11 protein-coding genes are annotated in these 12,186 nt (G+C 66.1%); 2 read left to right on the top strand and 9 right to left on the bottom strand.

The features are described from left to right. Window positions 1–88 precede the first annotated feature (88 nt). From ACSQ3P_RS07555 to ACSQ3P_RS07530, 6 genes are read right to left on the bottom strand one after another with little or no spacing between them, the layout of a single operon-like run. Complete coding sequence (locus ACSQ3P_RS07555) at window positions 89–829, bottom strand: amino acid ABC transporter ATP-binding protein (protein ID WP_436164949.1); 741 nt, start codon at window positions 827–829, stop codon at window positions 89–91. A gap of 8 nt (window positions 830–837) precedes the next feature. Further along, window positions 838–1,548: an amino acid ABC transporter permease gene (locus ACSQ3P_RS07550; protein WP_069691195.1), complete on the bottom strand. Its 711-nt coding sequence runs from the start codon at window positions 1,546–1,548 to the stop codon at window positions 838–840. Then, complete coding sequence (locus ACSQ3P_RS07545; RefSeq protein ID WP_069691196.1) at window positions 1,548–2,246, bottom strand: amino acid ABC transporter permease; 699 nt, start codon at window positions 2,244–2,246, stop codon at window positions 1,548–1,550. The genes ACSQ3P_RS07550 and ACSQ3P_RS07545 overlap by 1 nt, the downstream gene beginning before the upstream one ends. Window positions 2,247–2,278: 32 nt before the next feature. Continuing rightward, window positions 2,279–3,097, bottom strand: coding sequence for an ABC transporter substrate-binding protein (locus ACSQ3P_RS07540; RefSeq protein WP_436164948.1), 819 nt, complete (start codon window positions 3,095–3,097; stop codon window positions 2,279–2,281). A 17-nt stretch (window positions 3,098–3,114) separates the two neighbouring features. After that, window positions 3,115–4,335: an aspartate transaminase gene (locus ACSQ3P_RS07535; RefSeq protein ID WP_436164947.1), complete on the bottom strand. Its 1,221-nt coding sequence runs from the start codon at window positions 4,333–4,335 to the stop codon at window positions 3,115–3,117. Further along, entirely contained in the window at window positions 4,332–4,994 is a 663-nt protein-coding gene (locus ACSQ3P_RS07530) for an RraA family protein (protein ID WP_436164946.1), read from the bottom strand. Before ACSQ3P_RS07530 ends, ACSQ3P_RS07535 begins: the two co-directional genes overlap by 4 nt. Before the next feature lie 163 nt (window positions 4,995–5,157). Between ACSQ3P_RS07530 and ACSQ3P_RS07525 the strand changes: the two genes are divergently transcribed. Further along, window positions 5,158–6,084 carry a LysR family transcriptional regulator gene (locus ACSQ3P_RS07525; RefSeq protein ID WP_436164945.1) on the top strand — a complete coding sequence of 309 codons (927 nt, stop codon included), beginning with the start codon at window positions 5,158–5,160 and terminating at the stop codon, window positions 6,082–6,084. 43 nt (window positions 6,085–6,127) lie between these two features. Here the strand turns inward: ACSQ3P_RS07525 and ACSQ3P_RS07520 are convergent, their stop codons facing one another. The 3 genes from ACSQ3P_RS07520 to ACSQ3P_RS07510 all read right to left on the bottom strand — a co-directional run bounded on the left by ACSQ3P_RS07520 (window position 6,128) and on the right by ACSQ3P_RS07510 (window position 11,016). Further along, window positions 6,128–8,137, bottom strand: coding sequence for a hydantoinase B/oxoprolinase family protein (locus ACSQ3P_RS07520; RefSeq protein WP_436164944.1), 2,010 nt, complete (start codon window positions 8,135–8,137; stop codon window positions 6,128–6,130). Further along, a complete protein-coding gene (locus ACSQ3P_RS07515) occupies window positions 8,134–10,182 on the bottom strand; it encodes a hydantoinase/oxoprolinase family protein (RefSeq protein WP_436164943.1) in 2,049 nt (682 codons plus the stop codon). The genes ACSQ3P_RS07520 and ACSQ3P_RS07515 overlap by 4 nt, the downstream gene beginning before the upstream one ends. 174 nt (window positions 10,183–10,356) lie before the next feature. Then, on the bottom strand, window positions 10,357–11,016 hold the full coding sequence (locus tag ACSQ3P_RS07510) for a helix-turn-helix domain-containing protein (RefSeq protein WP_069691201.1): 660 nt from the start codon (window positions 11,014–11,016) through the stop codon (window positions 10,357–10,359). Between the two features lie 257 nt (window positions 11,017–11,273). On the opposite strand from ACSQ3P_RS07510, the gene dapA reads away from it, so the two are divergent. Continuing rightward, window positions 11,274–12,173: a 4-hydroxy-tetrahydrodipicolinate synthase gene (dapA, locus tag ACSQ3P_RS07505; RefSeq protein ID WP_436164942.1), complete on the top strand. Its 900-nt coding sequence runs from the start codon at window positions 11,274–11,276 to the stop codon at window positions 12,171–12,173. Window positions 12,174–12,186 lie beyond the last annotated feature (13 nt).

The following is a 12,186-nucleotide window of genomic DNA, read 5'->3' as shown; positions in this document are numbered from 1 at the left end:
GATCCTACCCCCACGCCAATCTTGTCTTCAACATTCCGTTCGCCGCAGCTGAAGGATCGCCAGTCCATTCAGCCGCAATCGGTCGTCGTCACGCGGCGCTGCCGCCATGGCGGGTCGAGGCGAGAAAGGCCTGGAGGCGGGAATGCGCCGATGTGCCGGTGAGCTCGGCCGGCTTGCCGCGCTCGAGCACCGTGCCGCGCTCCATGAACCAGATCTCGTCGGCCACTTCGCGGGCAAAACCCATCTCATGGGTGACGCAGATCATGGTCATGCCGCTGGCGGCGAGCTGCTTCATCGCGGCGAGGACTTCGCCGACCATTTCCGGATCGAGCGCCGAGGTCGGCTCGTCGAACAGCATGACCTGCGGATCCATGGCGAGCGAGCGGGCGATGGCGACACGCTGGCGCTGGCCGCCAGACAGCCTGCCCGGCATCTCCTCGGCCTTCTCAGCCAAGCCGACGCGGGCGAGCTCGGCCAGGCCGCGTTCGCGCGCTTGCGCCTTGCCCATCCCGCGCAATTTGGTCAGGCCGAGCGTGATGTTGCCGATCGCGGAGAGATGCGGGAACAGGTTGTAGGCCTGGAAGACGAAGCCGACGCGCTGGCGTAAGCGATTGATGTCGACGCCGCGGGAGGCGATATCGGTACCGTCGACCAGGACGCGGCCGCCCTGGATCGTCTCCAGCCGCGTCACCGTGCGGATCAGGGTCGATTTGCCGGAGCCGGAGGGGCCGACCAGCACCTTGACCTCGCCGCGGCCGACCTCGCCGGAGACGCCGGCGAGCGCCTGCATCGGCCCGAACCATTTATCGACATTCTCGAACCGGATCATGGTTTGCCTCATGCCGCGACGATGACGCCGGGCGCCCCGCCGCGCCCCGACGAGGTGCGCCGCTCGATGAAGCGGGCGAGCGAGGTCAAGGCGAAACACAGCACGAAATAGGTCAGCGCCAGGATGCCATAGACCTCGAAGGGCTGGGTCAGCAGCACATTGTTCACCTGGCTCGCCGCGAAGGTCACCTCATGGGCGCTGATGACGTAGCCGAGCGAGGTTTCCTTGATGGTCGAGACGAACTGGCTGACCATGCTCGGCAGCATGTTGTGCAGCGCCTGCGGCAGCACGACCTTGAAGGTGGTCGGCCAATAGCGCAGCCCCAGCGATTTGGCGGCCTCGACCTGGCCCGCCGGCAGGCCCTCGATGCCGGCGCGGATGATCTCCGAGAGATAGGCCGCCTCATAGACCACCAGCGCGATGACAAGCGTCTCGACCCCGCCGACCGCGCGCCCGATCACCAGCGGCGAGACGAAATAGGTCCAGAAGATGAACATGATCAGCGGCAGGCCGCGCACCGTATGCACGATCGCGGTCGCCGGCAGGCGCAGCCAGCGATAGGGGCTGAGCCGGGCGAGCGCCAGCGCGATGGCGAAGGGAAAGCACAGGGCGAGCGCCGTCGCCGCCATGAACAGCGTCATGGTCAGGCCGCCGATTGGCCCGTGCGGGTATTGGCCGACGAGGAAGAGCAGCCAGTTGTTCTCGAGGATCTCCAGCATCAGCGCGTCTCGAGCTTGAGGCGGCGATCCGAATAGGAGCCCAGCGCCATGATGCCGAAGGAGATCGCCAGATAGATCGCGGTGGCGACCGCGAAGGCCTCGAAGGTCTTGAAGGTGTAGCTCTCGACCTCACGCGTGCGGTAGGTCAGTTCGCCGACGCCGATCGCCATGGCGAGGCTGGTGTTCTTGAACAGCAGCAGGGTCTGGTTGATCAAGGGCGGGATCGCGATCCGCATCGCCTGCGGCAGCACGACATAGCCCATGGCGCCGAGATAGCCGAAGCCGATCGAGCGCGCCGCCTCATATTGCGCCTTGGGGATCGAACGGATGCCGCTGCGGATATCCTCGGCGATATAGGCCGCCGAGGCGAGCCCGAGCGCGATTGCCGCCAGCAGGAACTCGCCGTGATGGGCGTTGATCCATTGCCGGGCCGGGCGCGGCAGCAGTGAGGGCACGCCGAAATACCAGATGAGGATCTGCACCAGCAGCGGCACGTTGCGGTGATACTCGACATAGAGCGCAACGAACCAGCCGAGCGGCGGCAGCGGGATCATCCTGATCAGGGTCAGGATGATCCCCATCGCCATGGCAAGGCACCAGGCGACGCAGGTCAAGGCGAGCGTGGTGGCGACGCCGATCACGAACCAGTCGAGATACTGGCCGCTGAGCACGCCACGCAGGTCGAAGACATATCCCATAGCGCCGCCCCCCGGCCGCCGAGCTTAAGCCCTCAGCCCTTGATCTCTTCGATCGGGAAATCGCGCTTGATGTCGAAGGCGGTGCCGGCGCCCAGCCATTTCGAGAAGACCGTGTCGATCTCGCCGGAGCTGGCGAGCTTCGCCAGGACGCCGTTGACATGGTCCTTGAAGGCGGTTTCGCCGCGACGCAGGCCCAGACCCCAGGGCTCGACGAAGAGCGACTTCTCGATCACCACCATCGGCGTCTTGGCCTGGCTCTGCTGGCGCAGCTTCACCAGGATCAATTCGGAGGCGCAGAAGGCGTCGACCTTGTCCTGGACCAAAGCGAGATAGGCTGAGGAGGTGTCCTGGAAGGTCACCGTCTCCGCCGTTGGGATCAGGCGACGCACGCCCTGCTCGGAGGAGGAGCCCTTGAGCGCCGTGACCTTCTTGCCGGCGAGTTTGTCGAGCGTGGTGATGCCCGATTCCTTGGTGACCATCAGCTTCTGCTGGCTGACGAAATAGGAATAGGAGAAGTCGATCTGCTGGGCGCGCTCGGGCGTATAGCCGAGATTGGCGGCGAGGATGTCGACGCGGCCCTGCGTCAGCTCGGGAATGCGCGCCTCCACCGCGATCGGCTTCAATTCGAGCGTCACGCCGAGCGAATCCGCGACCTTCTGGCAGATATCGACGTCGTAGCCGACGATCTGGCGGGTCTGCGGGTGCTGGAAGGAGAAGGGCTCGGCTGTGCCGAGCGTGCCGCAGATCAGCTTTCCACGCGCCTTGACGTCGGCGAGCTGGTCGGCCTTGGCCGCGGTCGTGGCGGAGCCGGCGAGAAGGGCGGCAAGGCCCAGGATCGAAATCAGCTTCATGGTCTAGTCCCCTGTTTTTATGATCGTTGCAATGCGTCGCTTGCGCGCTTCATCCGCGCGCAGGCCTCCTCGATCGCGTCGAGAGATGTCGCGATCGACAGGCGCAGATAGGGCGAAAGCCCATAGGCCGAGCCGTCGAGCATGGCGACGCCGGCCTCCTCCAGGAAATAGACCGCGACATCGAGATCGCTCTTCAGTTCATGGCCCTCAGCCGTCCTCCGGCCGATCAGCCCGGCGCAGGACGGGTAGACATAGAAGGCGCCGTCGGGCGTGAGGCAGGTGATGCCGTCGATCGCGTTGAGCAGCGCGACCGCCCGGTCGCGGCGGGCCCGATAGGCGAGGCGGGCCTCACCGACGAAGCTTTGGTCGCCTTCGAGCGCGGCTGCAGCCGCGGCCATGCTCGGGGCCGCTGCCGCCGAGGTGGTCTGCGACTGGATGACGTTCATCGCCGTCACCAGCGGTTTCGGGCCGGCGCCGTAGCCGATGCGGAAGCCGGTCATGGCGTAGGTCTTGGAGACGCCGTTGACCAGGAGCGTGCGCTCGCGCAGCCCGGGTGCGATCGCTACGGGGCAGACCGGCTCGCCACCATCGAAGCGGATATGCTCGTAGATGTCGTCGGTCATCAGCGCTACATGCGGATGGCGCAGCAGCACCTCGGTCAGCGCCGTCATCTCGGCGGCCGAATAGAAGGCGCCTGTCGGGTTCGAGGGCGTGTTCAGCAGGAGCCAGCGTGTCTTCGGCGTGATCGCGGCCTCAAACGCCTCCGGCGTCAGCTTGAAGCCGGAGTTTTCCCCGCAGGCCACGATCACCGGCGTGCCGTCGCAGGCGAGCACCATGTCGGGATAGGACACCCAGTAAGGCGCGGGCACGATGACCTCGTCGCCTTCGCCCAATGTCGCCGCGAGCGCGTTGAAGATGATCTGCTTGGCGCCGCTGCCGACGACGATCTGGTCGAGGGGATAGCTGACGCCATTCTCACGCTCGAACTTCGCGGCGATCGCCTTGCGCAATCGCAGCGTGCCGTTAACCGGGGAATAGCGGGTCTCTCCGGCCGCCATCGCGGCGGTCGCCGCTTGCTGGATGTGGAGGGGCGTGTCGAAATCGGGCTCGCCGGTGGTGAGGTCGATGATGTCGCGGCCCTGCGCCCGCAACTCCTGGGCGCGCATCCGCGCGACCATGCTCGGCGACGGCTTGATGCGCTGGACGCGCGCCGAGAGCGGGATGGCGGTCACGGTCATGACGCGGCCTTTTCGACGATCCCGGTATAGGGCTTGTCGAGGCGGCCCTCAGTGATGTCGGTGAGCGCCTGGGCTTCGCGCGCCTCCTGCTGGCGCACCAGCGCCAGCAATTCTTCGGCGTCGGCGCGGTCGAAGGTCACGATGCCGTCCGCATCGCCGACCACGACATCGCCCGGCATCACCACCATGCCGTCGATCGCGACCGGCACGTTGATCTCGCCCGGCCCCGTCTTGTAGGGGCCGCGATGGGTGACGCTGCGGGCATAACAGGGGAAACCGGCCTCGACGAAGGCCGCGACATCGCGGATCGCGCCGTCGATGACGAAGCCGGCGACGCCCATCGCCTTGGCGCGGCTCATCATGATCTCGCCGACCAGCGCCTGGATCTCGTCGCCGCCGCCATCGACGACCAGCACGTCGCCGGGGCGCAGCAATTCATAGGCCTTGTGCAGGGTCTGGTTGTCGCCGGGCCGCGTCTTCACAGTCACCGCGGTGCCGACCAGATGGCCGGAGCGATGATAGGGCTTGAGGCTCTTCGTGCCGTGCAGCCGGTTCATATTGTCGGAAATGACCGCGACAGCGGCGCCGCGAAAGGCGTCGAGAATGGCAGCCGGAACGGCGGGGGCGCTCGGGTTGGTGCGGTGGCCGATCAGCGGCATGGTTTTGAACCTGCGTCAGAAAAATGGTTTCGACGACAACCAATATGTGACGTCGCAATAATGACAGAAAGCGAATATTATTCGCGGAAGCGATCGCTTTTCTTCATAGTTAGGGGGCGGCGGTCGCGCGCGATTTCGAGGTCTCATTTTTTAAGGCCCTGCCATGCCAGCCAGCCTGAAGCAGCTCGAGGCTTTTTATTGGACTGCAACGCTGGGCGGCTTCACCGAAGCGGCTCAACGCCTCAACCTGGCTCAGTCCACGATCTCGAAACGGATCCTGGAGCTCGAAGCTGTTACCAACGGGCCGCTATTCGATCGCGCGAGCCATGCCTTGCGCTTGACCCGGGCCGGTGAAGCGAGCCTGCCGATCGCGGCGCAGATGCTGGCGCTGGAACTGCGCTTCCGTGAAGAGGCCAGCGGCCCGGCGAGCTTTTCGGGCCCCTTCCGCTTCGGCGCTACCGAGCTCGTCGCGCTGACCTGGCTGCCGAAGCTCGTCGTCGCGATGAAGCGCGACTATCCGAACCTCGTCCCGGTGCCCGAGGTTGCGGCGAGCATCGACCTGTTCGGCAAATTGACCACGAACGAACTCGACCTCGTGATCGGGCTCGATCCGCCGCAGACGCTCGATCTGACGGCGGTGCCGCTGCAGGCTGTCCAGCTCGAATGGGTCTCGGCGCCGGGCTTCGGTCCGGTCGAGGACTGCATCCCGCTGGGCGAGATGGCGAAATATCCGATCCTGAGCCAGACGCAGGGCTCCGGCCTGCAGCGGCTGGTGCTCGACTGGGCGCTGGCGAACGGCCTGCAGATCAACCGCGTCGTCCAGTGCAACAGTCTGAACGTGCTTGCCGGGCTCGCGGCCTCGGGGCTGGGCGTCACCTTCCTGACCGCGAGCTACTTCGCGCCCGAGATCAGGAGCGGTCTTCTGCGTGTGATCAGGACAGAGCCCGCCATTCCGCCGATCCGCTATTTCGCGGTGCACCGCGCCCGGGACCTGTCGCCGCTCGCGGCCCGCGTGGCGGCCATCGCGCAGGACTGCTGCGATTTCTCGGCGCGCAGCCTGCCGGAGCGTGAAAGCGCCTCAGTAGCCTGAGCTTGGCCGGGGCGGCCCTGACCGGCCCGCCCCGTTAAACCCATCAGGCGATCGCGCGCGCATCCTCGGGAGCCACGCGCGGCAGGTCCGTGAAACGCGCCACGACATCCTCATAGGCGCGGTAGATATCGGCCGCGCCTTGCCCGCCCTCGGAGGGCGGATTTTTGATGACATGGAAGATCTGGTGCTTGACGAAATAGCGCCAGGTCACCGGCACCTGCGCGAGGATGCGCGTCAGCGCCGCATAGCGTCCGCGCGTCCAGACCTTCTCGAAGGCGATGCGGCCCGGCCCGTAGCCGAATTCCGCGCTATCGGCCTCTCCCGCCATTTGCGCGCGGAGCGTGACGGTGGCGGCGTCATCGAGAGCGAAGTCCGGGCCGATGACGACGCCGTAGTCGAGGCGCGCCCGCTCGACTGAGACCAGGCCGCGCTTCACATCGGTCAGGACGTCGGCCACCGGGCGTTCCAGGGGCGAACCGTAGCCGCCGGCGCCTGGCCCCTGGATCAGGATGATGTCGCCGGGATCGCAGGGGACGATATCCTGCGAGCCGAGATCGACCGCCTTCGGCGTGCCGGGGTTCTTGATGAAGCGCGAGACGGCGCCCGAGCGGCCGCCGACCAGCCCCCAGGCCGAGAAGACCGAGCGGTCGCGGTTGCGCGCGGTCACAAGGGATTGCGGCGCGTCGAGCTGGAACTCCATCTCCAGCCCGGTGCCGCCACGGCGACGGCCGGGGCCGCCGGAATCCGGCACCAGCCCGTAGCGGCGGATCTTGATCGGGATTTCCGCTTCGCTGATCTCGACGGGCGTGTTCTTCAGGAAGGAGAGGTTGGCGCCGCTGCCCTCGGCCCCGTCCCCGAAGGCGCTGCCACCGGCGCCGCCGCCGACCGGGCCGATCGAGGCCATGATCGGCTGGCCGGATCTGGTGCTGGTCTTGACGTTCATGATGCTGACGGCGCTGCCCGGCGAGGCCGGCAGCCGCTCCGGCACGGCGCGGCAGAAGGCCCCGATGGTGACCGTCTGCGCCAGGTTGCAGAGCAGGCTGCGCATGCCGACAGCCGCCGGCTTGACCGCGTTCACCACCGTGCCCTCGGGCAGGACGGCCCGCGTCGGACGCATCAGCCCGGCATTCAGCATCATCGTCGGGTCCAGGCAGTAGAGCGCATAGACCGTCCCGACCGTCACCAGCGAATGGCGCTCCTTGCCGCCTGTGGGCATGTTGAGCGAGGAGGCGAGCTGGGGATCGCTGCCGGTGAAATCGACCGTCAGCGTATCGCCATGGACCTTGAGCGTCACCGCGACGCGCACGGGATAGCCGCCCGTCTGGTCCTCGTCGGCATAGTCGGCGAAGAAATATTCGCCATCGGGAATCTGCGCGATCACGGCGCGCGCCTGGCTCTCGGCATAATCGAGCAACTGCTCGAGCCCGGTGATGAAGTCCTCCTTGCCGAAACGGTCGAGGATCTCGTGGATCTTGCGCTCGCCGACATTGATGCAGGCAATCTGGGCGTTGAGATCGCCCCAGTTCTGCTCGGGCAGGCGCACGTTGTGGGCGATGATGGCGAGCAGATCCTGGTTCAGCACGCCGGCGCGCATCAGACGCATCGGCGGAATCCGCAGGCCCTCCTGCTGGATCTCGGTCAGGGTGCGTGAGAGCGTCGCCGGCACGGCGCCGCCGACATCGGTGTTGTGGATGTGGTTGCCGACGAAGCAGACGATCTCGCCGTCGCGGAAGACCGGTTTCCACATATGGATGTCGGGCGTATGGGTTGCGACATTGCCGGTATAGGGGTCGCTGGTGACGTAGATATCGCCCTCCTCATAGTCGAAGAGCGAGATCACGCCGCCATAATCCAGGCCGGTGTACCAGGTCGCCCCGAAGGTCTTGGGCGAGGCGACGGTCAGCCCGTCCCGGGTCAGGACCTGGCAGGAAAAATCCTCCGTCTCCTTCACGAAGGTCGAATAGGCGGTGCGCATCAGCGTCCAGCCCATGCTCTCGGCGGCAGCCGCGCAGTAATTGGCGAGAACCTGCAGCGTGGTGTTGTCGAGCTTCACGGTGCGATCTCCGAAACGATGCGAAGGTTGGCGTATTCATCGACGCGCACAGTCAGGCCGGGTGGTACGATCGTGGTGCAGTCGTCCTGGGTTATGACGGCCGGACCGGCGAAGCGCTGGCCGGGCTTGAGGTCGTTGCGGTTGAACACTGCGATCGAGCGATAGGCCCCGTCGAGCCAGGCCTCGGCATGGCTGAGCGGCGTCGCCGGTTCGGATACGGCCTCGTGGCGGCGAAACTCGGGCTTGGTGGTCTTGCCTGAGATCACGAGGCGCAGCGAGATCACCTGGACGGCGGCCGTGGGATCGGCATGGCCATAGACGCGCTCATGCTCGGCATGGAAGGCGGCGGCGAGGGCCTTCGTGTCTCCAGCCGCGACGGCTGTGGCGTCGAGAGGCGTGTCGAGTTCGAAGGACTGGCCGCGATAGCGCATCTCGGCCGAATAGGTCAGCTGGTGCTCGCCGGAATAGCCCTGGTCGACATGCAGCCAGGAGAGCGCTTTCACCTTCAAGGCCTCGAACTCGTCGCGGATGACCGCGCCGGTGGCCGGGGCGAGATCGGCATAGAGCGTCTTGATGAAGTCGCTCTTGATGTCGGCGATCAGGCCACCCAATGCCGAGAGCACGCCAGGCGTCGGCGGCACCACCGTCTCGCGCATGTTGAGTTCGCGGGCGAGGAAGCAGGCCATCATCGGGCCGGCTCCGCCGAAGGCGAGGCAGGAGAAATCGCGCGGGTCGATGCCGAAACGCGAGACCAGCGCGCTGACATCCGAATACATTCCGGAGACGGCGATGCGGATGATCGCCTCCGCCGTCTCCTCGATGCTGCGGCCGAGCTTTCCGGCGAGCTCGCCGACGACCGCGCGGGCCTTGTCGCGATCGATCGTCACGGCGGAATAGCCGATCTCCGAAAGCCCGACGAGGCCGAGCGCGGCAAAGGCGTCGGTGATCGTGGCGCGCGTACCGCCGCGGCCATAGCAGGCCGGTCCCGGCCGCGAGCCGGCGCTTTCCGGCCCGACCTTGAGCACGCCTTGCGCATCGACCCAGGCGATCGAGCCGCCGCCTTCGCCGATCGAGCTCACTGAGACGGATGGGATGTGGATCTGGAACTCGCCGATCTGCTCGCCGACGCCATATTGCGGCTGGCCGTCGATGATGATCGCGACATCCGCCGAGGTGCCGCCGATGTCGAGGCTCATGCAGTGCTTGATGCCGCAGACCTCCGCGACATAAGCCGCGCCGATCACGCCCGAGGCCGTGCCGGACAGGATCATCTGCACGCACTCGCTCTTGCCCTGCTCGGCGGTCATCACGCCGCCATTCGACTTGGTCAGGCGCGGATCGACCGTGACGCCGGCATCCCTGAGCGCCGCCTGCAGCGAGCCGAGATAATGCGCGACGCGCGGCTGCACATAGGCGCCGATCGCCGCCGTGATGGTGCGCTCATATTCGCGGATGATCGGCCAGGTTTCGCTGGAGAGAAACACCGGGATCTCGGGTGCCAGGCGCTCGACGAGCGCCTTGACGGCGCGCTCATGGCCGGCATTGCGATAGGAGTGCAGCAGCGAGACGACGATGCCCTCTGCGCCTGCCGCCTGGGCGCCGGCCACGGCGCGGGCGACGCTGGCCTCATCGAGCGCCGTTTCCTCGCTCCCGTCCGCCTTCATGCGGCCCACGATGCCGAAGACGCGGTCGCGCGGGATCAGCGGCTCCGGCCGCTTCGACAACAGATTGTACATGTTCGGGATCTTGAGGCGGGCGACCTCCAGCACGTCCCGGAAATGCTCCGTGGTGAACAAAGCGAGCTTGAGCCCCTTGCGCTGGATCACCGTGTTGATGCCCACGGTCGTGCCATGGGTGAAATAGGTGATGTCGCCGGGCTTGATGCCGTAGCGCTCGCCGACGAGCCTGACGCCTTCGAGCACCTCCGCGCCAGGCTCGTCTGGCCGCGAGAACACCTTCAGCGTCTTGAGGCTCTGCGTATTCTCGTCGAACAGCGCGAAATCCGTGAATGATCCGCCGATATCGACGCCGACCCGATAACCCATTGAAACCTCCAGAGCCTATCCCCCAGCTTCCGCTGGCAGCGCGCAGGCGAATAGGATTTTTCGCGTGCGTGATGGGATGGCGGGCGTGCGCCAGCCGCATGCCGGCGCGAACGCGGCAGCGCGGTCGGGGCTGGCCGGGAGCGGGCGCGGAGGAAACCGCACCGCACGCTCTCCTCAGAGATCGACGAGAACCCAGAGCACCACGGCGTTGGTGGGGCCCTTCGAGGTCCAGGTGTGCTCGGTCGTGGCGTCGTAATAGACCGAGTCGCCCTTGTTCAGTTCCAGCGGCTCGTAGAGACGGCTGTGCACGACGAGCGTGCCTTCCTGCACCATCACGAAGATCTCCGCCTCCGACTTGGCCCAGGCCGGGTATTCGTCGGGGGAGCGCGCCGTCACCGTGGTCAGGATCGGGGTGGCGCGCTTGTTCTTCAGGTCGGCGCAGAGCAGCACATTGTTGCAGGTGCCGGTCGTATGGCGGCTGCCCGCGCCGGCGCGGCTGATGCTGCGCCGGCCGCCGAAGGCGCCAACGCTGTTGTCCTGGTCAGTCAGCAGGGTGACGAGTTCGACGCCGAGCCCCTGCGCGATCCTCTGCATGGTCGAGATCGTCGGCGACAATTCGTTGCGTTCGATCTTCGAGAACGCCGATGCCGAGACACCGGTCAGCGTGCTGACCTCCTGGAGCGTCAGCCCACGGCTCTTGCGCAGCTTCAGCAGGTGGGCGCCGATATCGACCGCGGATCTGAGATCATCCCCGGTCCGGGCGGAATCGCGCTCGCCATACTCGGTCGCTTCGCGAACGGCATCGCCCCGTTCAGCCAGCGAGATTTCCGGCATGCTGCTTCTCCCTCAGCGATCCAGTGCAACCAGTGAGAGCACCTCATAGTCGCCAGCTTAGGCCAAGGGAAGCGTGCTGTCTGCCCGCTTTCGACATAAAATGTCGTATAAGACATTTTTCTATTTTCATATTGACAGCCATCTGATCGTCGATGAGGCTGCGTTTCCGACAGCGCGCCGGCAAAACTTCTTCGGGGCCGGCACGGCGCCGGTTCCGGATGCGAAGGCGGCAGAGCTAGGCGCAAGGATCAGGTCGGATGACACTCACGCAAGATCATTTGAGCGGCCTCTACACCGCGATCGTCACCCCGCTGACGCAGGACGGGGCCGTCGATATCAAGGGGTTGCAGGCGCTCGTTCGCTTCCAGCTGGCAGCCGGAGCCCAGGGCATCGTGCCGATCGGCGGCACCGGCGAGTATCCCGCCTTTTCCCGCAGCGAGCGCCGCGACATCGTTGCGGCTTGCGTCGAGGCGGCCGACGGCAAGCCGGTCATCCCCGGCGTGCTCTCGACCGGCTTCGAGGATGCGCTGGAAGCCGGCCGTGATTTCGCCGCCGCCGGCGCCGCCGCCGTGATGACGGTGACGCCCTATTACGCTCCGGGCACGCAAGAAGGCATGCGCGCCTATTTCCGCCGCTACCGCGACGCGCTCGATCTGCCGGTGATGCTCTACCAGATCCCGCGCCGCACCACGGTCGCGGCCTTCGCCGACACGGTCCAGGCCATGGCCGAGGACCGCTCGATCATCGGCATGAAGTACTCCTCCTATGACATGCCGGACTTCATCCGCACGGTGAAATATGCCGGCGACAAGATCGCGATCCTGAGCGGCGAGGAGCCGCTCTTCGCCACCCATATCGCGCTCGGCGCCAAAGGCGGTGTCCTCGCCTCCGCCTCGATCTATCCGAAGATCTGGATCGAGATCTTCGAGCTCGCCCGACAGGGCAAGCTCAAGGAGGCCCTCAAGCTTCAGGACAAGATCGATCCGGTTACCGACGCGATCTATATCGAGACCAATCCCGGCCCGCTGAAGACCTATATGGAGCTCGTCGGCATGTCTGTCGGCGGGGTGCGCCTGCCACTGCAGGGCCCGAGCCCGGAGACGCTGGCGAAGCTCAAACTTGCCGCGCAAGGCGCCAAAGCCATCAACCTCGCCTGATCCTGGAAGGGCC

This window comes from Allobosea sp. LjRoot9 (assembly GCF_964252745.1).
Taxonomy (GTDB): domain Bacteria; phylum Pseudomonadota; class Alphaproteobacteria; order Rhizobiales; family Beijerinckiaceae; genus Allobosea.
The sequence above is the reverse complement of the archived record's forward strand: the minus strand, read 5'-3'. Positions and strand labels throughout refer to the sequence as shown.